Here is a 26,365-nt window from a genome sequence, read left to right as displayed (position 1 = left end):
GATAAAGCCCGCCGGATCCCTCCGGCGGGCTTTTTCGTGTGTCCCTGGCCGGCAAGCTGACATCGGGCGGTCTACGACGGATGGAAGCGGACGCAGGTTCAGCCGAGCAACCCGACGGAGACAGCACCGCCGATCAGGAGCATCAGCGCGGCGACGCCATATCGGATCACCACAATCGTGAGCTTGTCGAGATAGCGCGTCGCGACGAACGCTCCGACAAAGGCGGAGAGCGTGCCCGCCAGCACCAGGAGGCCGTCACGCCCGGCCCAATCCAGCCCCGCCATGGAGAATGAGGCTGCGTAGGTTGTGAGGCGCGACAGATCGACCAGAACGGCGATCATCACTCCAGTGGCGATGAAGCTCTGTGGCGGCAATCCAGACCGCAGGAGGAAGATGGAACGGAACGCTCCCTGCTGCCCTGTCAACCCGCCGAAAAACCCCGCTATCAAGCCACCCACTGGCGCAAGCCGGGGCGGCGCCTTGAGCTTCTGGAACCACTGTTGGAGCTCCAGCGAGGCGAAAGCGATCATCAGTAAACCAATGGTCAGGCCCGCGCCGGTTGGTCCGAACTTCCGGGCGAAAGCCTCCCACTCGAACAGGCGAGGCGTATTTCCAAGCAGTGACAGGACCCATGCCCCGAGCACCGCTGCGGGGATCGCCGGCATGCCGAACGCCAGAACAGTTCGCCAATCCACCTTGGTCCAAAGAAGGGCGCCTTTGAAGAGATTGTTCAGGAGATGGACGACGGCTGTGGCCGCGACTGCGATTGGAGCATCAAGGAAAAGCGCAAATGCCGGGAGCAGGAGTGTGCCAAGCCCGAAGCCCGAATAAAGGGTGAGCGCAGAGGCCAGCGCCGCCACAATCGCAATAAGGGCAATGTCCATTGTGATCTCATACGCGATTGAGCGATGAGTGTCCGCCCGGGTTGAGAGCCGACGTCGCCCAAGGGCCCGAGGCGGACCTCGCTCACCTTCGAAAACGCGAAACGCCCGCCGGATCGCTCCGACGGGCGTCGTTCACTTCTGCGTCTATCCCGGGCCTCAGCCTTTGGCCGCGTAGCCCTTGCCGCCGTTGGACGGGCGGCGGTTGCGGGGACGGCGCTTGATCTCGCCGGCCGGCTTGGTCTCGCCCGCCACCGTGGTGTGGCGCGGGTCGTTGTTGGAGTGACGCGGACGCTCGCGCGCCAGCGGATCGAAGGCGCGTTCGGGGGTCGGACGGGCGTCGCGGCCCGGTCCGCCCTTGCGGACGCGGTGCGGCTGGCCGCCGCCCTCCAGCTTGATGCCGTCCCGGCGCGGGTTGCGGGGGCCGCGCTGCTGCTGGCGGTCGCCGCGCCCGTCGTCGGGCATCGAGGCCTTGGACTTGACGCCCGAGGCCATGATCGACTGGTCCAGAAGGGCCAGCGACTTGTCGTTGCGGCGGTCGGTCGACGGGATCTTCTGGCGGGTGACCTTTTCGATGTCGCGCAGCAGCTTCATCTCGTCGCCGGCCACGAAGCTGATGGCCGTGCCGTCGGCCCCGGCGCGGGCCGTACGGCCGATGCGGTGCACATAGGCTTCCGGCACATAAGGCAGTTCGAAGTTGAGGACGTGCGAGACGCCGTCCACGTCGATGCCGCGGGCGGCGATGTCGGTGGCGACCAGAACGCGCAGCTTGCCGGCCTTGAAGGCGGCCAGGGTGCGTTCACGCTGGGGCTGGCTCTTGTTGCCGTGGATGGCGCCGGCTTCGACGCCGCCGGCCTCAAGATAGGCCGCGACCTTGTCGGCGCCGTGCTTGGTCTTGGTGAAGACCAGGCAGCGGGTGTAGCCCGGATCGGCGAACATCTCGGTCAGCAGGGCGCGCTTGCGGCCCTGTTCGATGTGGATGATCGACTGGCTGATGCGCTGGACCGTGGTGGCCTGCGGCGTCACAGAGACCTTGACCGGATCCTTCAGCAGCTCGCCGGCCAGCTTGCCGATCTCGGTCGGCATGGTGGCCGAGAAGAACAGGTTCTGGCGCTTGGCCGGGATGCGCGACACGATCTGGCGGATCGGCTTGACGAAGCCGAGGTCCAGCATCTGGTCGGCCTCGTCGAGGACGAAGATCTCGGTGCGGCTCAGGTCCAGCGTCTTCTGCTGCATGTGGTCCAGCAGACGGCCGGGGGTGGCGACCAGGACGTCGAGGCCCTGTTGCAGGGCGCGTTCCTGCGGCCCGTACTTCACGCCGCCGAAGATGACGGCGACGCGGAAGCCCAGGTGTTTGCCGTAGCTCTTGAAGCTTTCGGCGATCTGGCTGGCCAGTTCGCGGGTCGGCGACAGGATCAGGACGCGCGTCGTGCGGGGCACGGGCGGAATGCGGTTGGCGGCCAGGCGGTGCAGGATGGGCAGGGCGAAGGCCGCCGTCTTGCCGGTGCCGGTCTGGGCGATGCCCAGCAGGTCCTTGCCGGCCATGACGTCAGGGATGGCCTGCGCCTGGATCGGGGTCGGGGTGGTGTAGCCTTCGGACGCCAGCGCCTGCAGGAGGGCCGGGTTCAGGCCGAAGGTATCGAATGTCTTGCTCATGTGAGCGGCTTCTTTCGCGTATGCGGCGACGCGCATCAGCCATGGCTCATCGCCGAAAGGCCGCGCACCGCCAGTCCCGACGGGGTCTCGAAAAGGAGACCTTCGGGGTGGATCGGGCGCCGCCCCGCGTGTCCGGGCAGCGAATGAATCTTGAGGAACCGGCGACTGCTACAGTCAGGTCTTCGTCACTTGAGAAGACCCACACGCGCTGGAGGCGCCGGTAATCGCAATTGTGCGACGCAGCACAAATGGGCTTCCAATGCGGCCAAGTCAAGGCGCGGAGGTCAACCGCCGCCCAGCAGGCTGACCGCCATATTGACGGTCAGGGCGACGATGACGGTGTTGAAGAGGAAGGCCGTGACGCTGTGAACGGTCGCGGTGCGGCGCAGACGTCTGTCTGAAATCTGGATGTCCGCGGTCTGCTGGGCGACGCCGATGATCGTCGAGAAATGCACGAAGTCCCAGTAGTCGGGGTCCTCGCCGCCGGGGAAGATCAGGCCGCCGCGGTCGTGCGACCTGCCCTTGCCGCGTGCGCCGTCGGAGACGGCCGGCGCGTAGAATTCGTGGGCGTAGTGGAAGGCGAAGATCGCGTGCACGAAGGTCCAGGACAGGGCCACGGTGAGCAGTGCGAGGACGGCCGCGCCGCCCTGCTCGTCGTCGCCGGCCACGCGGACGGCCTCGCCCACGACCACGACGATGCTGGCCAGGGCTGCGAACAGAGCGAGAGGCAGCACGGCGACGCCGGCGTCATCCAGCGCGGCCGCACGCTTGCGGATGTCGTCGACCGACCGGGCCCGCCTCAGCTTGAATACGCATTCGACCAGGAACAGGCCGACGCCCACGTCCCAGCCCAACGCGAGCCGTGATAGCCAGCCGCCGCCGATCGGCCATGCGAGGCTTGATGCGGCGACGGCGATGGCCAGCAGAAGCGGCCAGTGCAGGCGGAGCCAGGCGGTGTTCATGGCGTCAACATGCGCCTGTGACCGCCACAGGCAAGAGAGACGGCGCCTGTCCGCCCGCGGCCCTGTGATCAGGATCCGCCGTTGAGCATGGCGAAGACAGCCGCATAGTCGTTGGCTTCGGCGAACCGCAGCGGCTTGACCCGTTCGACGAGGATTTCGCCGCGCGGCGTGTCCCGCCGCTCGATCAGACCGATGACCTCGGCCGTATAGTCGGCCAGCGGCATGGAGTTCGGATTGTCCGCATGGCCCGGCATGAGGTCGGTCGCCACGGCCGGCGGGGCCAGTTCCAGCACCTCCACCGAAGTCCCCGCCAGCTGGTGGCGCAGCGACTCGCTCCACGAATGAATGGCCGCCTTGGTGGCGCTGTAGGTCGGCGTCGCGGCCAGCGGGATGAAGGCCAGGCCGGACGACACCGTCATCACCGTAGCGGCGGTCCGCGTCCGCAGATGCGGCAGCAGGGCGGCGGTCAGGCGGATCGGGCCCAACAGATTGATGGAGATGGTTTCCTCGACCGTGTCGAGGTCGAAGGGTTCGGCCAGCAGGTTTTCCACCTTCATGACGCCGGCGTTGTTGATGACGACGTTGAGGGCGGGGTGGTCCTTCACGACCTCGGCGGCGAACGCGCGGATGGCGACGGGGTCGGCGACGTCGAGGGTCGCGAACGCCATCCCCGGATTCGCCGCCGCGGTTTCTGCGAGGACGGATTCGCGACGGCCGGTGATGATGACCTGATTGCCGCGCGCATGCAGCGCCTCGGCCAGGGCGCGGCCGATGCCCGAGCCGCCGCCGGTAATGAGGATGGTGTTGCCGGTGATGTTCATGGTGCTCTCCTTATCGCGTGCGCTGACGCCGGAAGCAGGTAGAGAAGACACTTCCCATTGGAAAGTAGGCACCGTAAAGGGCGGTACTTACCGAACGGAGAGTTTTGGATATGACGGCGCCGACAACGGGAAAAATCGCACATCCCGAGACAGGCCTGCCGGCCGACCCCCGGGTCGAGGCGCTGGTGAACGAGGTCATCGGCCGCATCGCGGACAAATGGACCATGCTGATCCTCGAGGTCCTGACCGAGCACGGCGAACAGCGCTTCGGCCGCATCGGCGATCTGGTCGGCGGCATCAGCCAGAAGATGCTGACCCAGACCCTGCGCCAGATGGAGCGCGACGGGCTGGTGATCCGCACGGTGCATCCGGTCATTCCGCCCAAGGTCGAATACCGGCTGACGGACCTTGGCCTGACGCTGGCCGAGGCCTTCTGCGGCGTGTGGACCTGGGCCGAGAAGAACCTGGAGCGGATCGAGAAGGCGCGCCACGCCTTCGACACCCGCGACTGAAGCGGCCGTTCTGTTGCGGCGCAAAAGACGCTCGACTTCCGTCGGGTCATCACGGAATGTTTCAGCCTCGTTCCGAGGGAGTGCTCCATGCCGATGACGCCGCGCGCCGGACTTCAGGTCGCCGACGAGCTGGCCGCCTTCATCGAGGCCGAGGCGCTGCCGGGGACCGGGATCGAGCCTGACGCCTTCTGGACGGGCGTCGCCGCGCTCCTTGCGCGGTTCGCGCCGGAGAACCGGCGGCTGCTGGCGGTGCGCGAGGACCTTCAGGCGCGCATCGACGCCTGGCATCTGGAGCGCCGGGGACGGCCGTACGACGTGGCCGCCGCCACGGCCTTCCTGCGCGAGATCGGCTATCTGACCGACGAGCCCGCCCGGTTCGCCATCGGTACGCGCAATGTGGATGCCGAGGTGGCGACGTTGGCGGGACCACAACTGGTCGTGCCCAGCCTGAACGCCCGTTTCGTGCTCAACGCCGCCAACGCTCGTTGGGGCAGTCTGTATGACGCCTTGTACGGCACAGACGTGCTGGGGGATGCGCCGCCGGCCGGGCCCTATGACGCCGCGCGCGGGGTGCGGGTGGTGGCGCGGGCCAAGGCCTTCCTCGACGAGGCGGTTCCGCTGGCCGAGGGCCGCTGGGCGGATCTGACGGACCCGCGCCGGGGCATCGCGATCCGCAACCCGGATCAGTACGTCGGCCGCAGCGACCGCTCCCGTCTGTTCCGGCACAACGGACTGCATATCGAGGTGGTGTTCGATCCGGATCATCCGATAGGGGCGACCGATCCGGCCGGAATTTCCGACGTCGTGCTGGAGGCGGCGCTCAGCACCATCGTCGATCTGGAGGACTCGGTCGCCGCCGTCGACGCCGCCGACAAGACGGCCGCCTACCGCAACTGGCTGGGCCTGATGAAGGGCGACCTCAGCGAGACCTTCGACAAGGGCGGGCGGTCGATGACCCGGGCGCTGGCGCCGGATCGGGAGTTCATCGCGCCGGATGGATCGACCGTGACCCTGCCGGGCCGGTCGCTGCTGTTCGTGCGCAACGTCGGCCATCTGATGACCACTCCGGCCGTGCGGCTGCCCGATGGAACGGACGCGCCCGAGGGGGTGCTGGACGCCATCGTCACCTCGCTGATCGCCATGCACGACCTGAAAGGGCAGGGACGGTTCCGCAACAGCCGGGCCGGATCGATCTACATCGTCAAGCCCAAGATGCACGGGCCCGAGGAGTGCGCCTTCACCGACGCCCTGTTTGACGCGGTCGAGGACCTGCTGGATCTGGCGCGACACACGGTCAAGGTCGGGGTGATGGACGAGGAGCGCCGCACCTCTGCCAACCTCGCCGCCTGCATTAATGCGGTGAAGGACCGGATCGTCTTCATCAACACGGGCTTCCTGGACCGCACCGGGGACGAGATCCACACCGCCATGCAGGCCGGGCCGGTGGTGCGGAAGGGGGAGATCAAATCATCGGCCTGGATCGCCGCCTATGAGGCGCGCAACGTCGCCATTGGTCTGAAGTGCGGCCTGTCGGGCCGGGCGCAGATCGGAAAGGGCATGTGGGCCGCGCCGGACCGCATGGCCGAGATGCTGGAGCAGAAGGCCGCCCATCCGAAGACCGGCGCCAACACGGCCTGGGTGCCCAGCCCGACGGCGGCGACCTTGCACGCCCTGCATTACCACCAGACCGACGTCTTCGCCCTGAGACCCGCGATCGCCGCCTGGCCGGTCGCGGGTCTCGAGGACCTGCTGACCCCGCCGCTGGCCGTGGGGCGGAACTGGTCGGAGGCGGAGATCGCCGAAGAGCTGGACAACAACGCCCAGGGACTGCTGGGCTATGTCGTGCGCTGGATCGATCAGGGGGTTGGCTGTTCCAAGGTGCCGGACATCCACGACGTCGGCCTGATGGAGGACCGGGCGACCCTGCGCATCTCATCACAGCATATGACCAACTGGCTGCTTCACGGCGTCTGCACGGCGGAGCAGGTCGATGTGGCGCTGCTGCGGATGGCGGCGAAGGTCGATGCGCAGAATGCGGGCGACCCGCTGTACCGCCCGATGGCGCCGGACCCCGAGGGCAGTCTGGCGTTCCGCGCGGCGCGCGCCCTGGTGTTCGACGGCGTCGCCCAGCCGAACGGCTATACCGAACCGCTGCTGCACCGGTTCCGAAGGATGGCCAAGGCGACTGGATAACCGCGCAGGACGGTCAACATTTCCGAATCGTAACTTGCGGAGGCGATCGCCGCCTGACAAGGTTCCTTTACTTCACGGAGGGGCTTCCATGCTGACGATCGAGAACCTGACCCACGTCTACGGCAACGGCACGCGCGCGCTGGACGACGTCAGCCTGACGATCCCCAAGGGGATGTTCGGCCTGCTTGGCCCGAACGGGGCGGGCAAGTCGACGCTGATGCGATCGATCGCCACCCTGCAGACGCCGACCTCTGGCTCGATCCGGTTCGGCGACATCGACGTGATCCGGAATCCCGAACAGCTGCGCCGTGTGCTGGGCTATCTGCCCCAGGATTTCGGCGTCTATCCGCGCGTTTCGGCCTACGACATGCTGGATCACATGGCGGTGCTGAAGGGCGTCTCCAACGGCAGGGACCGCAAACAGACGGTCGAGGCCCTGCTGAACCAGGTCAATCTGTGGCCCGTTCGCGGCAAGGCCCTGGCCGGCTTCTCGGGCGGGATGCGCCAGCGCTTCGGCATCGCCCAGGCCCTGATCGGCAACCCCGAACTGATCATCGTCGACGAACCGACCGCCGGCCTCGACCCGGAAGAGCGCAACCGTTTCCTGAACCTGCTGGCCGAGGTCGGCGAGAACGTCGTCGTCATCCTGTCGACCCACATCGTTGAGGACGTGACAGACCTGTGCCCCCGCATGGCGGTGCTGGCCGGCGGCAAGATCCAGCTGGAAGGCGCGCCGGTCGACCTGATGCACACCCTCGAAGGCAGGGTCTGGACCAAGACCATCGACAAGGCCGAACTGCCCGAGTTCACCAAGCGCCACAACGTCATCTCGACCCGCCTCTTCGCGGGCCGCACCGTCGTCCACGTCCTGTCGGACGCCAATCCGGGCGCCGGGTTCGAGCGGGCGCCGGGCGGTCTTGAGGACGTCTATCTGGCGACCGTCAACGCCTCGCGCCGCGCGGCCTGAGGGACGGATCATGTTCGGCAAGATCGCGAGTTTCGAATTCCGCTACCAGCTGCGCCAGCCGGCGTTCTGGGTCATCGCCATCGTCTTCGGCCTGCTGGCGTTCGGCGCCGTGGCCAGCGAGAACGTTTCGCTGGGCTCGGGCGGCAACGTCCTCAAGAACGCGCCCTATGCGCTGGCCAGCGCCCACATCATCTTCAATGTCTTCTTCATGCTGGCGACCACGGCCATCGTGGCCAATGTCGTGGCGCGGGATGCACAGACCGGCTTCGGTCCGATGATCCTGTCGACGCGGATCACCAAGGGCGCCTACCTCTACGGCCGCTTCTTCGGCGCATTCGCGGCGGTGGCTCTCTGCTACCTCAGCATCGCCCTCGGTACGCTGCTCGGCACGCTGATGCCGTGGGTCGATCCCGAGACGGTGGGCCCGTTCCGCTTCGCTGACTACGCCTATGCCTATGGCGTATTCGGGCTCACAGGCCTGTTCCTGACCTCGGCCCTGTTCTTCATGCTGGCGACCGTCACGCGGTCGATGATGGCCACCTATATCGGCGTGGTCGCGGTGCTGATCGCCTACCTGGCCTCGACCGGCGCCCTTGGCACAAAGCCCGAATTCGAGACCGCCATGGCCTGGGCCGAGCCGTTCGGGTCGGGGGCCTACGCCCTGGTCACCAAATACTGGACCGCGACCGAGCGGAACACGCTGAACGCGCCGCTGGAAGGCGTGCTGCTGTGGAACCGTGTCATCTGGACCGGCGTCGGCGCCGTCCTGCTGGCCGCCGCCTATGTGCTGTACCGGCCGTCGCCGCGCGGCGCGAAGCTGAAGAAGCAGGAGCGCATGAAGGCGCTGGTCGAGAAGGACGTGGTTGTCACGCCCGTCGGCGCCCTGCCGCGCCCGACCTATGGTCTGGCCAGCGGCCTGACCCAGCTGTGGTCGCGCACGGTGTTCGAGACCGTGCTGATCTTCAAGAGCCCGGCCTATGTGGTGCTGATCCTGCTGGGCTTCGCCTTCGCCATGGCGACGCTGTTCTTCACCGGCGAAATCTACGGCGCGCCGATCCTGCTGGTGACCCGGGTGGTCATCGAGGGACTGACCGGCGCCTTCGGCCTGATCTCGATCGTCATCTCCATCTACTATGCGGGCGAGCTGGTCTGGCGCGACCGGGACCGCAAGGTGCACGAGATTGTTGACGCATCGGCCACCCCCGACTGGACCTTCCTTGTGCCCAAGACGCTGGCGCTGGCATTGGTGCTGGTGTCGACCGCCCTCGCCGGCGTTCTGGCGGGCGTGGTGACCCAGACCATCAAGGGCTACACGGACTACGAGCTGGAGAAGTATCTGCTCTGGTACGTCCTCCCGCAGGCGGTGAGCTTCGGCCTGCTGGCGGTGCTGGCCATCTTCATCCAGGCGCTGTCGCCCAACAAATTCGTCGGCTGGGCCATCATGGTGGTCTATCTGATCTCGACCATCGTCCTGACCAACCTGGGCTTTGACCACATCCTGTACCGCTATGGCGCGGGCATCGGAGTGCCGTTGTCGGACATGAACGGCCAGGGCGATTTCGCCATCTTCTCCGGCTGGCTGGACGCCTACTGGACGGCCTTCGCCATCATCCTGCTGGTGCTGGCCTACGGTCTGTGGCGGCGCGGGACGGAGACCCGGCTATGGCCGCGGCTGAAGCGGCTGCCGCACCGGCTGATGGGCCCCGCGGGGCTGATCGGCGGCGCGGCCCTGGTCGCCTTCATCGGCCTGGGCGTCTTCATCTACACCAATACCAACGTCTGGAACGACTACCGCAATCGCAGCGCCGTCGAGAAGGAACAGGCAGCCTATGAGAAGGCCCTGCTGCGCTATGAGGCCACGCCCCAACCCTCGGTCGCCGACGTCAAGCTGGTCATGGACCTGCGGCCGCATCAGCCGAAGCTGACCACGCGCGGTTCCTATGTGCTGGTCAACAACACCAATGCGCCGCTGACGGAGGTTCACCTGCGCTGGGGCGACGATCTGGACATGGTTGGCCTGACCGTCGAGGGCGCCTCGGTGGCCCGCGAGTGGAAGGAGTTCGAATACCGGATCTACCGCTTCGCCACGCCGATGCAGCCGGGCGACCGACGCAACGTGACCTTCGAAACAGTGCTGGAACAGCGCGGCTTCAAGGCCAGCGGCAACACCACCCGGCTGGTCGACAATGGCACGTTCGTCAACAATTTCGAGTTCGCGCCGAGGATCGGCATGGACCGCGACGGGTTGCTCACCGACCGCACCAAACGCCGCAAGGCGGGGCTGCCGGCCGAACTCCGTCCGGCCAAGCTGGAGGACACCTCCGCCCAGGCTCGCAACTATATCGGCGCCGACTGGGTGACGGCCGACATCACGGTGTCGACCGACGCCGACCAGACACTGGTCGCCCCTGGCCGGATGGTGTCGGATGTCGTGCGCGACGGACGCCGAACGAGCCGGTTCGTCACCGAGTCTCCGGTGCTGAATTTCTTCTCGATCCAGTCGGGGCGCTATGAACAGACCCGGCGCATGCATAACGGTGTCGAGCTGGTGGTCTTCCATGACCCCGGCCACGATCGCAATGTGTCACGGATGCTGGACGCGCTCGCCGCCTCGCTGGACTATTTCCAGGCGAACTTCAGCCCCTATCAGTTCAAACAGGCGCGGATCGTGGAGTTCCCGTACGGGACCTATGCCCAATCCTATCCCAACACCTTCGCCTGGGCCGAAGGGCTGGGTTTCATCGCCGACCTGAGCGATCCGGAGAAGATCGACTACGTCACCTATGTCGGGGCGCATGAGTTCGCGCACCAATGGTGGGCGCACCAGATCGTCGGTTCGAACCAGCAGGGCATGACCTCCCTGTCCGAAACCCTGGCCCAGTATTCGGCCCTGATGGTCATGGAGAAGAAGTACGGCAAGGATCAGATCCGCCGATTCCTGAAGCAGGAACTGGACCGCTATCTTCGATCGCGCGGGACCGAGCGGCTGGAGGAACTGCCCCTGATGAGGGTCGAGAACCAGCAGTATATCCACTACCAGAAGGGCGGGCTGGTCATGTACCTGCTGCGCGACCAGATCGGCGAGGATGCGGTCAACCGCGCCCTGCGCCGGGTGCTGGCGCAATACGCCTTCAAGGGCGCGCCTTATCCGCGCTCCCTGGATCTGGTGGCGGCCATCCGGGCCGAGGCGCCGGCGGACAAACAGGCCCTGATCACCGACCTGTTCGAGAAGATCACTCTTTACGATGTCAAGACCACCGGGATGACCTCGACCCGCCGCGCAGACGGCCGGTTCGACGTCACGGTCACGGTCGATGCCCGCAAACTCTATGTCGACGGCAAGGGGGTGGAGACCCCGGCGCCGCTGAACGAGACTTTCGACATCGGCCTGTTTACCGCCGAGCCGGGGAAAGGCGCCTTCAACGCGCGCAACGTCGTGCTGCTGGAACGGCGGCCCATCCGGTCGGGGGTGCAGACCTTGCGGTTCATCACCACGCGGGCCCCGAGCTTCGGAGGCGTCGACCCCTACAACAAGTGGATCGATCGCAACTCGGACGACAACGTACGGCCGGTGGACTAGCGGGCTGGCGCCCGGGGGCTCCGGGACAGCCGTACCGTGACGGGCGGCGGCTGCCCCGGTTCCGGGGAGGGTCAGTAGATCCGGATCGAGCTGGTCCGACCGGGGGCCACCTGGATGCGTCCCCGCGCGTCGCCGACGCCGAGCGTGCCCCCGGACACGTCCCAGCACCCTGCGGATACGGTGAAGCTGTAGGCGCCGCCGGACGGGATCGCCATGCCGCTGGGGAGCCGGTTCAGGCCATAGGTGGAGGCCGAGCAGGTCGAGATCAGGACGGCGTGCAGCTGACCGTTGGTGGCGTTGATCACGCGGATGGCGCCCTGCGGCTCGCCCGGCCGGATCAGCGGGCCTCCGGTGACCAGATCAGAGGTGCAGCCTGAAAGGGCGACAGCGATCCCGAGCGTCAAGGCGCGGCGAAGAGAGGTGTTCATCGGTCTTTTTCCAATCCGGAGGTGGTGTTCTACGGCTCCTGACGAACACGCCCGGCCGGCGCAGGTCAGGGGCGGGTCACGGGCGCAGTCGGGCCGGTCGGGGGCGCGGCGACCTCCGCCGGGGCCGCGGGCGGGGCGTCGGCGGCGGGGTCGGTCGGAGGCGTGGCCTCGACCGGGGCGGCCTGAGCGGACATGACCGGCTCCGGCGCGACGGGCGCGGGTGGCAGGCCGCACTGGCGGCCCTGGTAGATGCCGCTGAGCAGGCTGCGACGTTGCTCGGCGATCCGGATCCGTTCGGCTTCGGCCCGCGCGCGGGCCTCGGCATTGCGGCGGGCTGCGGCGCCGGCGGCGTTGGCGAACAGACCCAGGCCGGGGACCGCGCCGAGCGCGCCGGAGTAGAGGGCCGCGTTGACGGCAACGCTGGTGGCGCCGTTGGCCATGGCGCCCTGGTTTTCGGCGTTCCGGGCGTTCTGGGCAGAAATGCCGGCGATCTCTTCCATGCGGGTGATCTCGGCCGTCAGCTGATCACAGGTCAGGCTTCCATCCGTTGGATAGGATACCTGCAGCTGCGGTTCGCCGCGACGCTGGGCCTGCGCCGGGGCCGCGACGGTCACGGCCAGCGCAAGAAAGGCCGACATGGCTGCACGATGGACGATGGGCATGGTCTGGCTCTCCTCTGCAGCGCCCGAAAGCGCTGGTTTTCTGAAGAGAGCTTCACCCTGTCCAACGGTTCGCGGCGTCATCCAAATGGATGAAACCGGAAAGATTAATCGCAAGGCCTTCGGTCAGCCGGCTCCGACGGTCAGGCGGGCCAGCAAGGCCGCGACCTCGGCCTGACGCGTGCAGCCGGTCTTCTCGAATACGCGGCGCAGCTGAGAGCGGACGGTGGTGATGGCGACGCCGCCCTGGCCGGCTATCTCCTCCATGCTCTTGCCGCCGGCGATGCCTTGGGCTACCCGCGCTTCAGACGGGGTCAGGTCGAACAGCGTCCGCATCAGTTCCGCTGACGGCGCCCGGTCGGCGGCGAGCGGTGTCAGCAAGACCAGGGCGTAGCTGCGTCCCAGCACGTCATGCGCCGAGCGCCGGACCGGCATGATATGCAACAGGGTCGTCGCCTGACCGGCCTCATCGCGAAGGGCGAAGGTGCGGGAAGCGGCCAGGGGCAGGGTTTCGATCTGGGCGAGGGCCGAGGTCAGGGTCTCGTTCGCCCTGGCGTCAGCAAGGATCAGACGGTTGTTGACGCCGAACCTGATCTTCTCCGGCAGGGCCTCGATCAGGGGATTGGCCTCGACCACCCGCCCCGTCTCGTCGACCAGCAGGGCGGGCAGGCCGAGCGCGGTCAGGGCGTCGGTCGCCCCCTTGGCTCTCTGCAGCCCGAGACGCGCGGTGACCAGGGCGGCGCGGACCAGATGGGGCCGCAGCTCGTTCAGCCGGTCGACATGCTCCCGCTCGATCGGCCCGCGCTCGAACGTGCGTTCGATGCTGACCACGATCTCGTCGCCGGTCGGCATGCGCAGCCCGGTCCAGGTCGACCAGCCCAGCCCGTGGGGCCGAAACAGGTCGCGGTACATGGGGTCTTTCTCGAGCTGGTCCTTGCTCCAGAAATCCTGCTCGACAAAGAAGGACGCGCGGGCGTTGTTCATCGAACAGACCCGCCGGCTGCAGCGGTCGAACCAGCCGTCGGTGAAATATTCCTGGAAGATGTCCTGGACGCTTTCGGACGCTGTCCAGCAGAGCTGCTTGCGGGCCGAGAACAACAGGCCGCCGCGCGCATCGGTCAGCTCGGCCAGGTCATCGAGAACCGAAGGCCACAGTTCGGGCACCACGGCGCATTCGTAGATGCGGTCGATCAACTCGGTCATGCCCGCCCCGGGATCACGGTCTCATAAGTCCCACGGATAACCTTGTTGCACGAAAAGCGGCTTTTATCCAGCGGGTTACCGGGTCCCGAACAGCCGGTCGCCGGCGTCGCCGAGACCCGGCACGATATAGCCGTGGTCGTTGAGCCGCTCGTCCACGGCGGCGGTCCAGACGGGCACGTCGGGGTGCCAGCCGCGCAGGCGCTCGATCCCCTCGGGCGAGGCGACGAGGCAGACGAAGCGGAGGTTGGTCACGCCGCGCTCCTTGAGCCGTTCGATGGCGGCGACGGCGGTGTTGCCCGTGGCCAGCATGGGATCGATGACCACGCACAGGCGGTCGGCGACGTCTTCCGGCGCGCGGAAATAGTATTCGACGGCGTCGAGCGTCACGGGCTCCCGGTACAGACCGATGTGGCCGACGCGGGCCGAGGGGACCAGCTCCAGCATGCCGTCGACCAGACCGAGGCCGGCGCGCAGGATGGGGACAAAGACCATCTTCTTGCCGGCGATCCGATGGCCGGTGGTCGGGCCGACGGGGGTTTCGACCGGATAGTCCTCGAGCGGCAGGTCGCGGGTGACCTCGTAGCAGAGCAGGGTCGAGATTTCGCGCAACAGCTGGCGGAAGCGCGCTGTGGAGGTGTCCTTCGACCGCATGATGCTGAGCTTGTGGCGGACCAGCGGGTGGTAGACGACGGTGACGCCGTCCATCTTGAAGGGTTTGGTCGGCATCAGAATACGGTCCCGTCGGAGAGGATGGTCAGGGGCGGTCCGCCGCCCGGCCTGCGTTCGGCGGCGGCGCGGCGGCCGGCGGCCCAGGTGCCGCCCTCCAGCACGCTGGCCAGCGGCATGTCGGCGGCGCTCACGCCCAGTTCGGCGCGGACGAGGGGCGCGATCCGGTCCAGCAGGGCCACGGTCATGGCGCGCCAGCCGATCACCAGCGGATCGGACACGGGCCAGGGTTTCTCCGCGTCGGCCGGGTCCTTCAGCGTCAGCACGCCGAGGTCCATGAACAGGCCGCCGTTGCGGTATTCGGCCAGGCCGGTCAGGCCGTCGAGGTCGGTGATCCGGACCCCCGCCGTTTGCAGCGGCTCGACCAGCGAATAGCTGAGCCATTGCGACAGTTTGTGGATCGGCACCAAGCCGTCCGTGGCGTCGCCGCGCTTCATCGCCGGGTGTTTCCAGCAGTCGCCGAGGTCGACGCCGCCCAGCGTCAGGCGGTCGCGCCAGACCGGGCCGAGAGCCTCCAGCAGGACCTCGAGGATGATAGGGGCCGGCAGGCGGTCCTGATCGTCGGCGCGGTCGACCATGGCGTCGAACAGGCCGCCGGGGCGGGGCTCGTCCTCCAGCGCGAACAGGTCCGGCTCGGCAAGGCAGGCCTGACCGAGCCGGCGCAGCAGGGCGGCGCGGCCTTCGAGCCCGACGAGGGGATTGTCGCGGGCGACCTGGAAGCCCCTGGCCAGCGCATCGGCGGTCAGGAAGGTCAGGGCGACGGCGTCGACGCGCCAGGGATCGTCCTCCGTGACCGAGAAGGCTCCGGCCTCGAACATGCGCAGGCTGGCGATGGCCAGACCTTCGGAGCGGGTCAGGGTGCGGCCGGTGACCGCGTCCCTGTACGACCAGTCCGGCCCGGCGCCGGCGTCGAGCAGGACGGAGACGATGGCCAGGTCGAATTCGGCCCGGGCGCGGGAGGCGGGATCCAGCCATTCCCGGTCCTCGGCCGCAGGTCCCCACAGATCGACGCCGTCGACGGCGAAATGCCGCCAGCGGGCGTGGAAGGGCACGGCCAGCGTCGGATACTGGTCGCGGATCACGGCGGCGACATAACGCGCGGTCTCCGGCAACCGGTCGAGGTCGACCGTCCAGTGGTCGAGGCCGCCGGCGACGCCGATGTCGAGCATCTCGTGCGCCCGTTCGCGGACGGCGGCGGCGGTCAGCAGGCTGTGCGCCTGCCGGGTTTCAGAACTGCTCAAGGTCGCGGCCCACCACGCGGGTCAGGTCCTCGGCCGACGGCGGCGCGTCGGGGGTGAAATAGCCGGCGGCCTTCTTGGCCTCCATCTCCACCGAGGCGTCGGGCGGCACGAGGTAGTCGGGTATGGGCACCCGCTCGCCGATCTCGATGCCCGAGGCGGTCAGGGCGTCATGCTTCATGTTGGACATCGAAACGAAGCGGTCGATCTTCGTAATGCCCAGCCAGTGCAGGATGTCGGGCATCAGCTGCTGGAAGCGGGCGTCCTGCACCCCGGCGACGCATTCGGTGCGCTCGAAATAGGTGGCCGCCTGGTCGCCGCCGGGCTGGCGCTTGCGGGCGTTGTAGACGAGGAATTTCGTCACCTCGCCGAGGGCCCGGCCCTCCTTGCGATTATAGGCGATCAGGCCCGCGCCGCCGTCCTGGGCCTCGCGGATGCATTCCTCGATGCCGTGGGTCAGATAGGGGCGGCAGGTGCAGATGTCGGAGCCGAAGACGTCCGAGCCGTTGCACTCGTCGTGCACGCGGCAGGTCAGGCGGCGCTTCGGGTCGGCGATCGCGGCCGGGTCGCCGAAGATGTAGAGGGTGATGCCGCCGATGGGGGGCAGGAAGACCTTGATGTCCGGTCGGGTGACGAGGTCGGCGTACATGCCGCCGGTCTGTTCGAACAGGGTGCGGCGCAGGGCGGTCTCGGTGACGCCGAAGCGTTCGGCGATGCCCGGCAGGTACCAGACCGGATCGATGGCGGCCTTGGTCACGGCGACGTCGCCGCTGTCGTGCACGATCTGGCCGTCGGCCTTGAGCCGGCCCGCGGCGATGGCCTCGCCGATCTCGCCCAGCTGCAGCCGGGCGCGGGTGACGGCGATGGTGGGGCGGATGTCGACGCCGTCGCGGATCTCGTCGGCGAAGTCCTCGGCCACACGGGCGCCCCAGGGATCCAGCGAGACGATCTTGCCCGGATCGCTCCACTGCGGGAACGGGCCCATGGGGGTGGTGGGCGAGGTGTTGGTCAGGTCGGGCCGGTTGTTGGCGCTCATCGCGCCCGAGGACACGGCGAGGGCGCGATAGACCGAATAGGCGCCGCCATGGGCACCGATGGCGTTGCGGTCGCTGCCCGAGTTGACGGTACCGATGACCGGTCCGCGCTCCTGCGCGGTGGCCGCGCCCCAGTTCAGGGGAAAGCGGCTGACGGTTCCCGCGCCGGGATGGGAGTTGAGCCGGATGTGGCTCGGTCGATTGGACATGTTTCCTCACTCGAAACCGGCTTGTTGTTTTTCTTGCGCCGGACTCTGCAGGACACACCCGTTGGGACTCCCTGTCCAGTGCCTGAACGAGTCTGGCCAAGCTGCGTTCTCCTCCCGTTATTCAAGGAGTTCACCATGGCCGCCCGACCCACCTGGCAAGGACATCTGAAGCTGTCGCTGGTGACCTGTCCGGTCGCCCTCTACACGGCGACCTCGAGCGCGAGCCATGTCAGCTTCCACCTGATCAACCCCGACACCAACAACCGCATCCGCATGGTGCCGACCGATCCGGACACCGGGCCGGTCGAACGGTCGGATCTGGTCAAGGGCTATGAGGTGTCCAAGGACGAATACGTCCTGTTCGACGACTCCGACTTCGACAAGGTCAAGCTGGAGTCGACCCGCACCATCGACATCAACCAGTTCGTCGACGAGGACGACATCGACCGCCTGTATTGGGACGACCCCTTCTATGTGGTGCCCGAAAAGGGTGTGGGGGCCGAGGCCTTCGCCGTCATCCGCGACGCCATGAAGGCCGCAGGCAAGATCGCCATCGGCTGTCTGGTGCTGCGCAACCGCGAGCGGCAGATCGCGCTGGAGGTGCGGGGCAAGGGGCTGGTGGCATGGTCGCTGCGGCCGCATGACGAGGTGCGCGACGCCGGCGATTTCTTCGATGACATCCCGGCGGTCAAGGCCGACAAGGATATGGTCGAGATCGCAACGCGGATCATCGGCCAGAAAGAGTCCGATTTCGACCCGTCGAAATTCACCGACCGCTACGACGACGCCCTGAAAGAGATGATCAAGGCCAAGCAGAAGGGCGGCAAGGGTCTGGTCGAGGCGCCGGAGCCCGACGACACCAATGTGGTGGACCTGATGGCGGCGCTGCGGGCCAGCCTGAAGGGGTCCGCCGGCGGCAAGGCCGCCCCGGCGAAGAAGGCCGCTGCGAAGAAGGCGCCCGCGAAAAAGCCGGCCGCGAAGCGGAAGGCGGCCTAGGCGCTCAATCCACGATGCGGCCGATCCTGACGAGAACGCCGCTCGGGTCGCTGACCGCGAACTCCCAGGTTCCCCATGGCTTCAGATGCGGCGTGCCCGGCTCGATGATCAGATCGCGCACACGGTCGGCGACGGCGTCGACATCCTCGACATAGAGGTACAGGCCCAGCGGGTTGTCCTCGACCCGGGCGGGCCAGCCGGGCGTCTCGTTCAGGTGGAGATGCCAGCCGCGTCCGTCGGCCAGGATCAGGTAATGGCCGTGGTCGCTGATCACCTCGAAGCCGAGGCGTTTGTAGAAGGCCTCGCTGGCCTTCAGGTCGCGGCTCGGCACGATGGCCGCCGCCCGGTGTGTGTCCGTCATCCTGCGTTTCCCCGGGGTTCGTCGCGCATCATCCGCGAGGCGACGAGGATTGACCATGCCCCGAACAGGACGGCGGCGGCCGTCGCTGGGTAGAGGCCGAAGGCGCCTTGGCCAACGACCATCCATGCCGCCGCCGCGAGTGCGACCGCAATCCCGACGGCGCCGGCGATGCGGGTCAGGGCGTCCAGCCGCAGCATGCGGACGGCCCACAGGGCCATGGCGACGGCGGTCAGGACCATGCCGAAATTGGCCAGGGCGCGGTTGAGCGCACCGAAGGCCGCGATCTGGAGCCGGACGTCCGCCGGATCGGCCTGGGCCGCGAGAAGACCATGGGCGGCGAAACCGTTGACGAGGGCGGCGGCGATGAAGGCTGTCATCCCCGCGTCGAAGGCCATGGCGCCGGCGCGGACGGAAGCGTGATCCCGGCCCAGCCGCCGCGCCCAGTCCGAAAAGCCGAAGCGCAGCATCAGCAGGCAGGCGATCATGCCGCCGTGGACCCCGCTGTTGGTCCAGTCGCCCATCAACAGGCCGTCGTCGGGTCCGTCCAGCGAGGTTGGATGATGCAGCATGAGGACCAGGCTGCCCAGGGTCGCCGCGATGATCAGGCCGCCGGCCAGACGGGTGTGGTGTTTGTCGTTCATGAGCTCGCCCCTGTGTCCGGACAGGCTTGGGGCGGCCGCAGTCGTGCCGCGAGGGACAAATCCGCACAAAGTCCGCTTCCGGACGAACCCGGCGAATAGTCCGGCAACGCGAACGCCGGAGCGGCTGAACACGGGCGATGCGATGCGCTATCGTCGCCCGATGACCGATGATGCGGCGCGCGATCTGGACCGTCGAACACAACGGACGCGCAAGGCGGTCTTCGACGCCCTGATCCGTCTGATCTTCGCGCAGCGCTACGGCACGATCCGGACGGCGGACCTGATCGAGGCGGCGGGGATCGGCCGGTCGACCTTCTATGAGCATTTCCGCAGCAAGGACGATGTGCTGGTCGCGGTCATCGATCCGATCTTCATGCCGCTGGCGGTCGCGGCCGCCGGGCGGGGTAGCCGGGCCGCGCTGAGGGCGACGCTGGAACACATCTGGGAGCAGAGGGCGTTCGCGCGGGCGCTGTTCGAGCCGCCGTTGCTGGGAAAACTGCAAAGGAAGCTGGCGGGTATGATCGAGGCGCGGCTGCCTGAGTCTGAGGACGGCCCGCCGGCGGCGCTTATCGCCATGGGCGCCGCGGCGGGGCAGCTGGCCATGCTGCGGATGTGGCTGGCCGGTGAGGCCTCGTGTCCGGCGGATGTGCTGGCGCGGGCGTTTCTGGCCGCCGCGAAGCCGATCGGGATTGAACAGTGATCACCGACCCTTGACTTCCTCACACAGTATGCGGCATACACTGTGTGTCACACACTATGTGAGATGCAGGGAAGCGGCATGAGCCTCGATCCGGACCTGTTCGAATCCATGCGGCTGGAGCTGCGGCGCGGGTCGCTGGTGCTGGCGGTGCTCGCCTGTCTGAGGACGGAGCGGTACGGCTACACCCTGCGTCAGGCCCTGGCCGCCGACGGGCTCGAGATGGAGGAATCGACCCTCTATCCGCTGCTGCGCCGTCTGGAGAGCCAGGGGCTCCTCGATAGTGAATGGCGGGAGGAGGAAAAGCGCAGGAAGCGCTTCTACGTCCTGTCGCCGGGCGGCGTTTCGATGCTGGCCGCCCTGACCGACGAGTGGCGGGGGATCAACGCCTCGCTCGACAAGATTCTTTGAGATCGGGCTGAAGGGGAAAGCCATGGACATGATCGACCGCTATCTGAACGCCGTCGCCGCGCAGCTGCCGCAGGACGAACGGGCCGACATCGTCGCCGAGCTGCGCGACCTGATCCTGAGCCGGTTCGAGGCGAAGGAAGAGGAACTGGGCCGGCCTCTGACCGAGGACGAGCAGGAGGCGATCCTGCGTGAGATCGGCCATCCCCTGGTCGTGGCCGCGCGCTACCGCAAGGGGCCGGACTCGCTGGTCGGGCCCCAGCTGTTTCCCTATTGGTTGTTCGGGGTGAAGGCGGGGCTGCTGGTGCTGCTGGCGGTGCAGGCGATTGGCCTGTTCATCCATCTGATCAGCGGAACGGACGATGCGGGGCAGGCGATCAGCCACGCCTTCCACGGCTTCTTCAGCTCGGGCCTGACCCTGATCGGCGTGGCCACCGTGGCCGCCGCCATCTTCGAACAATACGACATCCGGCCCAAATGGATGACGCAGTGGCGGGTCAGGGATCTGGGCGCGTTCGGCCTGTCCGATCCGGCGACATGGGGGGCGAAGGTCGGGCCGATGGAGCCGCTGAAGGCTCCGCCGGCCCCTTGGGCGCGGCCGCGCGCGACGAAGGCCTGGCCGGGCGGCGAGTATCTGTTCTCATTCATCGCCGTGGGCATGTTCTCCCTGTGGTGGGTCGGTGTCCTGCACTTCCCCGGCCTGATGCATGTCCAGCTGCTTGGCGAGGACGCGACGGTGACGCCGGCGCCGATCTGGTCGACCCTGTTCGTGCCGATCCTGGTCTATGCCCTGATCCAGATGTCGGTCGATTTGAACAGCCTGTTCCGCCCCTATGCCGTCCGGCTGCGGGCGCTGGCGCGGATCCCGATCGCCATCGCCGGCCTGTGGCTGACGTATGTGATCTTCCAGGCTGGCCACTGGTTCACCCTGACGCATGACGGCGAGACCGCCCGTATCGCCGGCGACTGGATCATGCTGGACCTCGACTCGCTGCGGACTCTGGGCCGGCTGGGCGACGGGGCCCGGGATCTGGTCGGCGTGGCCAGCACCCTGTCGGTGGTGATGGTCTGGGTGCTGGCCTTCTCGGCGATCAGCCTGGCGTGCAGCGTCGTCTTCAACCTGTGGCGGCTGGCGCGGGGGTGACCCCCGTCAAGGGAGGGATTGCCGCGGCGCGGTCGCGACGGGCGGGCGGGTGACAAAGAAGGTATAGGTCGGAAGTTCGACGGTGACGGCGGGCGCGCCCTGGACCGTCATCCTCAAGGCGCCGTCGAGGCGGCACTCGACCGGATCAACCGTCGACGCCGGCGCGAGGTCGATCGGAATTGGCAGATTGAGGGCGACAGCCGCATCCGGTCCTGTCCGGCTCCAGCCAAGGCCTCCGACCGGAATCGTCGCTGAACGCGGCGCACTCTCTCCGCACGTCCAGGTCAAGGCGGATTGGCCGGACTCGACGCCGGACGTCTTGCGGTTCTCCAGCCTTTCCCGAACCGGCCATGACAGCTGAAGCACGGGACTGGCGACCCCGATCGAAAGGGTTTCGGGCAGCTGGTACGACCCCGCGCCGGCGGATGTCGGCAGCAGGCTGATCGCGGCGCGGTTGTCGGCCAACGTCCATTGCGGCGTGGGGAGGACCAGCGTTGGCGTGTTCGCGGCGCCGGTGATCGGAACCTGAACGGTGAATCCCACGCGAACGCGACCTTCGGCCTGGGCTGTCGCAGGCGGGATCGCGGTGACGGTGAAGACGCAGCTGTTGTTGTCGCCGGGCTGAAGCCTGAGGTTCGATATGGCCGCATGGCCGCTTGGGGCCTCTTCCGGCTTCAGGTTCCAGCGGCTCTGGACGCAATAGTTGGAGGGCACGCCGCCGAGGACATAGGTGAGGTCAAGCGGAGAACCGTCCTCGATGGCCTGCTTGTTCGTCGGGGCGGCGGTGAACCGCGCCAGCGCCGGCGCGTCGCTGATCACCACGGAGGGCTTTGGCAGATTGGTCGGAAACCGCTGGACGACAGCGACCGAGAAGTCTGCCGCCCGGGTGTCGACGCCCCATTGCCCCTGACCCGTTCCGGCGGCCCGGACGGACAGGAACGGGACCGAGCCGGCGACGTTCGTCGATCCTTCCAGCATCGCCATCTGGCTGAGTCCGACGTAGCGATAGACGGCCAGACCGTCGATATGGCTCGCGATCTCCAGCTCCCCCGCCTCGCCCGGCTCTACCAGCGTCGGTTGGGTGAGGTACCACCACCAGATCGACAGCCAGGCGCTGAACCGGTCGATTCCTGGCGGGGCGTCGGTCAGGGTCCCATAGGCGCCGACGGCGGCGGCGACCGGCGAGATCATTTCGCCGCTATAGAGCAGGGCGGTCTGCGAAGTGCGGGAGGTCGCCGCTGCCGACAGGGCGGCGCGAACCCCGGCAAGGTTCAGGTTGAAGCTCGTGTCCGCGTTCGCCGACAGGAGCGTCGTGCAGTTGTTCTGACGGGTCAGGGTGTCGACGTCTCCATCGACAATGACCCCGGAGGCGTGGGAATAGGGCATGCCAAGCGGATTGCCGACGCCGACAATTCCGCCGTTCTGCCGGCGATAGACCCGCGCGAAGTACCGGTTGAGGGAATCGCGGTCGTAGACGAAGGCGTTTTCGCCTAGGCGAGCCCCGAGGAGCTCGCGAACGTCGCGCGGAATGACCGTGCCACTGTTGCGTTTCCGAAAGTCCGGATTGCAGCTCTGACCGACCGCCTGGAAATGGTTCTCGAGCCACGGCCGGATCGGCTGGGACGTTTGCGCCCGGACCGGACCGCTCATGACAATCGCCGCGACTGTCGCCAGAAGCGACGCTCTCAGTGCAGGTTTCAACATCTTCGTCTCCCGGTTCGACGTTACAGTTTCATCAACCGGCGGTATTTACAACCCAGCATTGCTGCACGCCATGTCCGAAAACCGCGAGACATTCGATCCCGCCGGGCGCATCCTGCGGCCATGGAAAACGCAAGCGAACTCGACCAGGAGGCCTGTTACCGCGCGGTGCTGACCCGCGACGCGCGGTTCGACGGACGCTTCTTCGGCTGTGTGAAGACCACCGGCATCTACTGCCGCCCGGTCTGCCCGGCCCGGACGCCGAAGCGGGAGAACATGTTCTTCGTCGTCACGGCGGCGGCGGCCGAGGAGGCGGGCTTCCGCGCCTGCCTGCGCTGCCGGCCCGAGACGGCCCCGGACATGGGCGCCTGGCGGGGGACGTCCAATACGGTCAGCCGGGCCCTGGCCCTGATCGAGGCGGGTGCGCTTGACGAGGGCGATGTCGACGGACTGGCTGCGCGCCTCGGGGTCGGCGAGCGCCACCTGCGACGGCTGTTCCGCCAGCATCTGGGCGCGGCGCCGGTCAGCGTGGCCCAGACCCGCCGGGTGCTGTTGGCCAAGGCGCTGATCCACCAGACCGACCTCAGCATGGCGCAGGTGGCGCTGGCCTCGGGGTTCGGCAGCGTGCGGCGCTTCAACGAGACCTTTCAGGCCCTGTACGAGCGTCCGCCCTCGGCCCTGCGCCGGCGCGGCGAGCGGGTGCACGAGGGCGGGGTGAAGCTGAGCCTGCCGTATCGGCCGCCCTACGACTGGGAGGCGATGTTCGCCGCCCTGGCCGCGCGCGGCGATACGGTCGAGGGGCGGCGCTGGTCGCGTATCCTGACGGCGGAGGACGGCGCCGAAGGCTCCGTTTCGGTCGAACCGGCCGAGGCGGGCAAGGTCTCGATCTGCATCGAGGCGACCGATCTGAAGGTCCTGCCGGGGGTGCTGGCCCGGGTGCGGCGGGTGTTCGACCTGTCGGCCGATCCGGACGCCATCGCCCGCGACCTGTCCGCCGATCCGGTGCTGAAACCGCTGGTCGCGGCCCGGCCGGGCCTGCGTCTGCCGGGCCTGTGGATCGACAACGATCTGGAAACGCCGAGCGATCGGATGCCCGACAGCTGGAATGACGAAACCCTGTCCGCCCGCGCCGAAGCCTGGCGTCCGTGGCGGGCCTATGGCGCTCTGTATCTCGCACTGGCGGGCATCAGCGGCGCCGAACTGATGGAGAGCGACGATGCGAAACGCGCAGCCTGAAACCCTGACCCTGGACCGGGTCGCCACGCCGACCGGCGAGGTGCTGTTGATCACCGATGCGCAGGGCGCCGTGCGGGCGCTGGACTTCGCCGGATACGAGGCGCGGATGATGCGCCTGTTGCGCCGCCACTGGGGCGAGGCCGCCTTGGTCGACGGCCGGGCGCCGGAGGCGGTGCGGGCGGCGGTCGAGGCCTATTTCGGCGGCGACCTGACGGCGCTGGACGGCTTGCAGGTCAAGACCAGCGGCACGGCCTTCCAGCGCGCTGTCTGGACCGCTCTGCGCGCCATTCCGGCGGGCCAGACGCGGACCTACGGCCAGCTGGCCGCGGCGATCGGCTCGCCGAAGGCGGTGCGGGCCGCCGGTCTGGCCAACGGGCAGAACCCGGTCGCCGTGATCGTTCCCTGCCACCGGGTGATCGGCGCCAACGGAACCCTGACGGGCTATGCGGGCGGCATCGAGCGCAAGCGCTGGCTGCTGGCGCATGAGGGCGTCGCCGCCTGAGGTCTTGACGAAACCCGCGCCGCCGTTCCACTGGCGCGGGGACGTCTGGGGGAGCAGGGCCATGAGGCGGATTTTGACGGCGGCGCTGTGCGTCGGGCTGGGGGCCGGTCAGGCTGCGGCCACGCCGCAGGACGACGACTGGGAGTTCCAGGAAGATCCGGCGCAGAATCTCATGGTCGCCGCAGTCCGCTATGAGGCCGGGGCGGCCATCATTGTGCAATGCCGCGCCGGCGCCCTTAACGCCGTTCTGGTCGGTCTGACCCCGTCGGCCACCGGGCTGGAACTGCAGGCGGAGCGGGCCGACGGGCGGCGGGACATCCAGGCGTGGGGGCCGGCGGGCGCGCCCGGCGCGTTCCGGAGCGAGACGGCCGCCCGCGATGTGCGGTTCATGCGCGGGGGCGGGAGCTATTCGCTTCGCACTCCCGAGGGCGCGGCGGTGCGGCTGCGCGCCGACTTCGACCTGCCGGCCCACTCTGCCAATCTGGATCGCGTGCTGACGGGCTGTGGCTGGGCGCTGACCGATGATCGGGACCCGATCGCCCGCGTCGGGAGCGAGGTGTCGCTCAACGACCCGAACGCCGCATCAAGCCGGAGACGCCGGGGCCCCAGCCGGCCGCGCGCCGAGGGTAGCGGCCGTTCGGAGACGCCTCCGGGTCCGACAGCGCCGGCGCCCGCCGAGAACCAGGTCAGCTGCATCATCCGCGCCCTGCGCCTGACCGAATGCCGGCCGGATCATCCGCCGGCTCCGGGCGCCCGCTCGCGCGCCGAAGGTCTCGAGTGGCTGCGGGATCGCCAGATCTACGCGCCTGATGGCGTCGAGACCGAGGGCAGGGTCATGTTCATTGGTGAAAGCCCCCTCATCATGGTCGTGCGCGAGCGATTGATGTGACCGGGCCGGCTGCCTAGAATTTGTAGTTCAGGCCAACCTGGAGAACCGGGAACAGGCCGTAGCCTTCGGTTTCCTCGGTGATCTGTTCGGACTCGTCCCGCAGCCGGGCCTGGAAGGCGGGATCGTTGGACAGGCTGCCGCCGGTGGAGGTCAGGACGACCTCGGGTTCCTCGCTCCAGGCGACGCCGGCGACGGCGCGGAAGCCCCAGCGGCCAGAGCGGTAGAAGGTGTCATCCCAGCCGATGCCGACGAAGGGGGCGACGTCGCGCAGCTTGACCGTCCCGTTCAGGGTTCCGACCTGGGAAGGCGTCCAGGTCTGGCCGCCGATGTCGACCGGACCCGTCGGCGTGCCCGCCAGAGCGATGTCGCGGTCGCCCACATAGGCGCCGCCCGAGATCAGCAGGCCGTTGGCCAGCGGATGCATGTCTATGAAGCCGCCGACGGTGTCGAAAGCCAGGTCGGCGTCATAGTCGATCCCGTCATAGCTCTCGTCGGTCGCATAGGTCAGCCGGTCGACCGCGCCGCGCAGGGTGAAGATCGGACCGAGCTTGACCTGAACCTCGACGCCCAGACCGGTGGTGCCAGCCGTGCCGCCGACGGCGATTCCGGGTTCGGACGATTGCGCCATCGCCGGCCCGGCGGACAGGAGCAGGACGGCCGCCGCGGCGTGGATCAGGCGCATGGAGTTCTCCGGTGAGTTCATCCCTTGCAACGCGTTCTG

General features: G+C 67.9%; 25 protein-coding genes. 11 read left to right on the top strand and 14 right to left on the bottom strand.

What is annotated here, in order from left to right; genetic code table 11:
* Nucleotides 1–98: 98 nt before the first annotated feature.
* From BrevBR_RS04730 to BrevBR_RS04715, 4 genes are all read right to left on the bottom strand, one after another.
* Nucleotides 99–884, bottom strand: a complete 786-nt coding sequence (locus BrevBR_RS04730; RefSeq protein WP_340000109.1) for a sulfite exporter TauE/SafE family protein — start codon at nt 882–884, stop codon at nt 99–101.
* Between the two features lie 156 nt (nt 885–1,040).
* Nucleotides 1,041–2,537, bottom strand: coding sequence for a DEAD/DEAH box helicase (locus BrevBR_RS04725; protein ID WP_340000108.1), 1,497 nt, complete (start codon nt 2,535–2,537; stop codon nt 1,041–1,043).
* Between the two features lie 284 nt (nt 2,538–2,821).
* Nucleotides 2,822–3,499 (bottom strand): DUF1345 domain-containing protein, encoded by a 678-nt coding sequence (locus BrevBR_RS04720; RefSeq protein WP_340000107.1) that lies wholly within the window; start codon nt 3,497–3,499, stop codon nt 2,822–2,824.
* Nucleotides 3,500–3,567: 68 nt separating this feature from the next.
* A complete protein-coding gene (locus BrevBR_RS04715) occupies nt 3,568–4,320 on the bottom strand; it encodes an SDR family oxidoreductase (RefSeq protein WP_340000106.1) in 753 nt (250 codons plus the stop codon).
* 110 nt (nt 4,321–4,430) lie between these two features.
* On the opposite strand from BrevBR_RS04715, the gene BrevBR_RS04710 reads away from it, so the two are divergent.
* The 4 genes from BrevBR_RS04710 to BrevBR_RS04695 all read left to right on the top strand — a co-directional run bounded on the left by BrevBR_RS04710 (nt 4,431) and on the right by BrevBR_RS04695 (nt 11,572).
* Nucleotides 4,431–4,832, top strand: a complete 402-nt coding sequence (locus tag BrevBR_RS04710) for a winged helix-turn-helix transcriptional regulator (RefSeq protein ID WP_332640988.1) — start codon at nt 4,431–4,433, stop codon at nt 4,830–4,832.
* A gap of 87 nt (nt 4,833–4,919) precedes the next feature.
* A complete protein-coding gene (locus BrevBR_RS04705; protein WP_445214741.1) occupies nt 4,920–7,025 on the top strand; it encodes a malate synthase G in 2,106 nt (701 codons plus the stop codon).
* An 88-nt stretch (nt 7,026–7,113) separates the two neighbouring features.
* Nucleotides 7,114–7,992 carry an ABC transporter ATP-binding protein gene (locus tag BrevBR_RS04700; RefSeq protein ID WP_332640989.1) on the top strand — a complete coding sequence of 293 codons (879 nt, stop codon included), beginning with the start codon at nt 7,114–7,116 and terminating at the stop codon, nt 7,990–7,992.
* Nucleotides 7,993–8,002: 10 nt separating this feature from the next.
* Entirely contained in the window at nt 8,003–11,572 is a 3,570-nt protein-coding gene (locus BrevBR_RS04695; protein WP_340000105.1) for a M1 family aminopeptidase, read from the top strand.
* 71 nt (nt 11,573–11,643) lie between these two features.
* On the opposite strand, the gene BrevBR_RS04690 is transcribed toward BrevBR_RS04695, so the two are convergent.
* The 6 genes from BrevBR_RS04690 to BrevBR_RS04665 form a co-directional block, all read right to left on the bottom strand.
* The gene (locus tag BrevBR_RS04690; protein WP_340000104.1) at nt 11,644–12,000 is read right to left on the bottom strand and encodes a hypothetical protein; all 357 of its coding nucleotides are present in this window, start codon (nt 11,998–12,000) and stop codon (nt 11,644–11,646) included.
* 65 nt (nt 12,001–12,065) lie between these two features.
* Complete coding sequence (locus BrevBR_RS04685; RefSeq protein WP_340000103.1) at nt 12,066–12,662, bottom strand: hypothetical protein; 597 nt, start codon at nt 12,660–12,662, stop codon at nt 12,066–12,068.
* Between the two features lie 123 nt (nt 12,663–12,785).
* On the bottom strand, nt 12,786–13,862 hold the full coding sequence (locus BrevBR_RS04680) for a helix-turn-helix transcriptional regulator (protein ID WP_332640994.1): 1,077 nt from the start codon (nt 13,860–13,862) through the stop codon (nt 12,786–12,788).
* Nucleotides 13,863–13,937: 75 nt separating this feature from the next.
* On the bottom strand, nt 13,938–14,567 hold the full coding sequence (upp, locus tag BrevBR_RS04675; RefSeq protein ID WP_340000759.1) for a uracil phosphoribosyltransferase: 630 nt from the start codon (nt 14,565–14,567) through the stop codon (nt 13,938–13,940).
* Nucleotides 14,568–14,587: 20 nt separating this feature from the next.
* Complete coding sequence (locus tag BrevBR_RS04670) at nt 14,588–15,829, bottom strand: URC4/urg3 family protein (RefSeq protein ID WP_340000102.1); 1,242 nt, start codon at nt 15,827–15,829, stop codon at nt 14,588–14,590.
* On the bottom strand, nt 15,816–17,069 hold the full coding sequence (locus BrevBR_RS04665; RefSeq protein WP_332640998.1) for a GTP cyclohydrolase II: 1,254 nt from the start codon (nt 17,067–17,069) through the stop codon (nt 15,816–15,818). Before BrevBR_RS04665 ends, BrevBR_RS04670 begins: the two co-directional genes overlap by 14 nt.
* Nucleotides 17,070–17,204: 135 nt before the next feature.
* On the opposite strand from BrevBR_RS04665, the gene ku reads away from it, so the two are divergent.
* On the top strand, nt 17,205–18,065 hold the full coding sequence (gene ku / locus BrevBR_RS04660) for a non-homologous end joining protein Ku (RefSeq protein WP_340000101.1): 861 nt from the start codon (nt 17,205–17,207) through the stop codon (nt 18,063–18,065).
* 4 nt (nt 18,066–18,069) lie between these two features.
* Here the strand turns inward: ku and BrevBR_RS04655 are convergent, their stop codons facing one another.
* Both BrevBR_RS04655 and BrevBR_RS04650 read right to left on the bottom strand, forming a co-directional pair.
* Entirely contained in the window at nt 18,070–18,426 is a 357-nt protein-coding gene (locus BrevBR_RS04655) for a VOC family protein (RefSeq protein WP_340000100.1), read from the bottom strand.
* The gene (locus BrevBR_RS04650) at nt 18,423–19,067 is read right to left on the bottom strand and encodes a hypothetical protein (protein ID WP_340000099.1); all 645 of its coding nucleotides are present in this window, start codon (nt 19,065–19,067) and stop codon (nt 18,423–18,425) included. Before BrevBR_RS04650 ends, BrevBR_RS04655 begins: the two co-directional genes overlap by 4 nt.
* Nucleotides 19,068–19,209: 142 nt before the next feature.
* Here BrevBR_RS04650 and BrevBR_RS04645 point away from each other — a divergent pair, with 142 nt between their 5' ends.
* The 3 genes from BrevBR_RS04645 to BrevBR_RS04635 all read left to right on the top strand — a co-directional run bounded on the left by BrevBR_RS04645 (nt 19,210) and on the right by BrevBR_RS04635 (nt 21,316).
* Nucleotides 19,210–19,767: a TetR/AcrR family transcriptional regulator gene (locus BrevBR_RS04645; RefSeq protein WP_340000098.1), complete on the top strand. Its 558-nt coding sequence runs from the start codon at nt 19,210–19,212 to the stop codon at nt 19,765–19,767.
* Nucleotides 19,768–19,845: 78 nt separating this feature from the next.
* Nucleotides 19,846–20,175 carry a PadR family transcriptional regulator gene (locus tag BrevBR_RS04640; RefSeq protein WP_332641003.1) on the top strand — a complete coding sequence of 110 codons (330 nt, stop codon included), beginning with the start codon at nt 19,846–19,848 and terminating at the stop codon, nt 20,173–20,175.
* Between the two features lie 22 nt (nt 20,176–20,197).
* Nucleotides 20,198–21,316 carry an HAAS signaling domain-containing protein gene (locus tag BrevBR_RS04635; protein ID WP_340000097.1) on the top strand — a complete coding sequence of 373 codons (1,119 nt, stop codon included), beginning with the start codon at nt 20,198–20,200 and terminating at the stop codon, nt 21,314–21,316.
* Between the two features lie 6 nt (nt 21,317–21,322).
* Here the strand turns inward: BrevBR_RS04635 and BrevBR_RS04630 are convergent, their stop codons facing one another.
* Nucleotides 21,323–23,020, bottom strand: coding sequence for a hypothetical protein (locus BrevBR_RS04630; RefSeq protein ID WP_340000096.1), 1,698 nt, complete (start codon nt 23,018–23,020; stop codon nt 21,323–21,325).
* A 120-nt stretch (nt 23,021–23,140) separates the two neighbouring features.
* Here BrevBR_RS04630 and BrevBR_RS04625 point away from each other — a divergent pair, with 120 nt between their 5' ends.
* The 3 genes from BrevBR_RS04625 (at nt 23,141) to BrevBR_RS04615 (ending at nt 25,644) form a co-directional block, all read left to right on the top strand.
* Nucleotides 23,141–24,253 carry a bifunctional transcriptional activator/DNA repair enzyme AdaA gene (locus tag BrevBR_RS04625; protein ID WP_340000095.1) on the top strand — a complete coding sequence of 371 codons (1,113 nt, stop codon included), beginning with the start codon at nt 23,141–23,143 and terminating at the stop codon, nt 24,251–24,253.
* Nucleotides 24,234–24,755, top strand: coding sequence for a methylated-DNA--[protein]-cysteine S-methyltransferase (locus BrevBR_RS04620; RefSeq protein WP_332641007.1), 522 nt, complete (start codon nt 24,234–24,236; stop codon nt 24,753–24,755). Before BrevBR_RS04625 ends, BrevBR_RS04620 begins: the two co-directional genes overlap by 20 nt.
* 61 nt (nt 24,756–24,816) lie before the next feature.
* On the top strand, nt 24,817–25,644 hold the full coding sequence (locus tag BrevBR_RS04615) for a hypothetical protein (protein ID WP_340000094.1): 828 nt from the start codon (nt 24,817–24,819) through the stop codon (nt 25,642–25,644).
* 13 nt (nt 25,645–25,657) lie between these two features.
* On the opposite strand, the gene BrevBR_RS04610 is transcribed toward BrevBR_RS04615, so the two are convergent.
* Complete coding sequence (locus tag BrevBR_RS04610) at nt 25,658–26,326, bottom strand: hypothetical protein (protein WP_340000092.1); 669 nt, start codon at nt 26,324–26,326, stop codon at nt 25,658–25,660.
* Nucleotides 26,327–26,365: the final 39 nt, after the last annotated feature.

Origin of the sequence: Brevundimonas sp. BR2-1 (assembly GCF_037626195.1) — a bacterium.
GTDB lineage: Bacteria > Pseudomonadota > Alphaproteobacteria > Caulobacterales > Caulobacteraceae > Brevundimonas.
This window is presented reverse-complemented; position numbering and strand designations above follow the sequence as displayed.

Bases quoted from the DNA above. Each gene is read 5' to 3' on its own strand.
- BrevBR_RS04730 (WP_340000109.1), bottom strand. From the start codon at position 884: ATGGACATTGCCCTTATTGCGATTGTGGCGGCGCTGGCCTCTGCGCTC.
- BrevBR_RS04725 (WP_340000108.1), bottom strand. From the start codon at position 2,537: ATGAGCAAGACATTCGATACCTTCGGCCTGAACCCGGCCCTCCTGCAG.
- BrevBR_RS04720 (WP_340000107.1), bottom strand. From the start codon at position 3,499: ATGAACACCGCCTGGCTCCGCCTGCACTGGCCGCTTCTGCTGGCCATC.
- BrevBR_RS04715 (WP_340000106.1), bottom strand. From the start codon at position 4,320: ATGAACATCACCGGCAACACCATCCTCATTACCGGCGGCGGCTCGGGC.
- BrevBR_RS04710 (WP_332640988.1), top strand. From the start codon at position 4,431: ATGACGGCGCCGACAACGGGAAAAATCGCACATCCCGAGACAGGCCTG.
- BrevBR_RS04705 (WP_445214741.1), top strand. From the start codon at position 4,920: ATGCCGATGACGCCGCGCGCCGGACTTCAGGTCGCCGACGAGCTGGCC.
- BrevBR_RS04700 (WP_332640989.1), top strand. From the start codon at position 7,114: ATGCTGACGATCGAGAACCTGACCCACGTCTACGGCAACGGCACGCGC.
- BrevBR_RS04695 (WP_340000105.1), top strand. From the start codon at position 8,003: ATGTTCGGCAAGATCGCGAGTTTCGAATTCCGCTACCAGCTGCGCCAG.
- BrevBR_RS04690 (WP_340000104.1), bottom strand. From the start codon at position 12,000: ATGAACACCTCTCTTCGCCGCGCCTTGACGCTCGGGATCGCTGTCGCC.
- BrevBR_RS04685 (WP_340000103.1), bottom strand. From the start codon at position 12,662: ATGCCCATCGTCCATCGTGCAGCCATGTCGGCCTTTCTTGCGCTGGCC.
- BrevBR_RS04680 (WP_332640994.1), bottom strand. From the start codon at position 13,862: ATGACCGAGTTGATCGACCGCATCTACGAATGCGCCGTGGTGCCCGAA.
- upp (WP_340000759.1), bottom strand. From the start codon at position 14,567: ATGGACGGCGTCACCGTCGTCTACCACCCGCTGGTCCGCCACAAGCTC.
- BrevBR_RS04665 (WP_332640998.1), bottom strand. From the start codon at position 17,069: ATGTCCAATCGACCGAGCCACATCCGGCTCAACTCCCATCCCGGCGCG.
- ku (WP_340000101.1), top strand. From the start codon at position 17,205: ATGGCCGCCCGACCCACCTGGCAAGGACATCTGAAGCTGTCGCTGGTG.
- BrevBR_RS04655 (WP_340000100.1), bottom strand. From the start codon at position 18,426: ATGACGGACACACACCGGGCGGCGGCCATCGTGCCGAGCCGCGACCTG.
- BrevBR_RS04650 (WP_340000099.1), bottom strand. From the start codon at position 19,067: ATGAACGACAAACACCACACCCGTCTGGCCGGCGGCCTGATCATCGCG.
- BrevBR_RS04645 (WP_340000098.1), top strand. From the start codon at position 19,210: ATGCGCTATCGTCGCCCGATGACCGATGATGCGGCGCGCGATCTGGAC.
- BrevBR_RS04640 (WP_332641003.1), top strand. From the start codon at position 19,846: ATGAGCCTCGATCCGGACCTGTTCGAATCCATGCGGCTGGAGCTGCGG.
- BrevBR_RS04635 (WP_340000097.1), top strand. From the start codon at position 20,198: ATGGACATGATCGACCGCTATCTGAACGCCGTCGCCGCGCAGCTGCCG.
- BrevBR_RS04630 (WP_340000096.1), bottom strand. From the start codon at position 23,020: ATGTTGAAACCTGCACTGAGAGCGTCGCTTCTGGCGACAGTCGCGGCG.
- BrevBR_RS04625 (WP_340000095.1), top strand. From the start codon at position 23,141: ATGGAAAACGCAAGCGAACTCGACCAGGAGGCCTGTTACCGCGCGGTG.
- BrevBR_RS04620 (WP_332641007.1), top strand. From the start codon at position 24,234: ATGCGAAACGCGCAGCCTGAAACCCTGACCCTGGACCGGGTCGCCACG.
- BrevBR_RS04615 (WP_340000094.1), top strand. From the start codon at position 24,817: ATGAGGCGGATTTTGACGGCGGCGCTGTGCGTCGGGCTGGGGGCCGGT.
- BrevBR_RS04610 (WP_340000092.1), bottom strand. From the start codon at position 26,326: ATGCGCCTGATCCACGCCGCGGCGGCCGTCCTGCTCCTGTCCGCCGGG.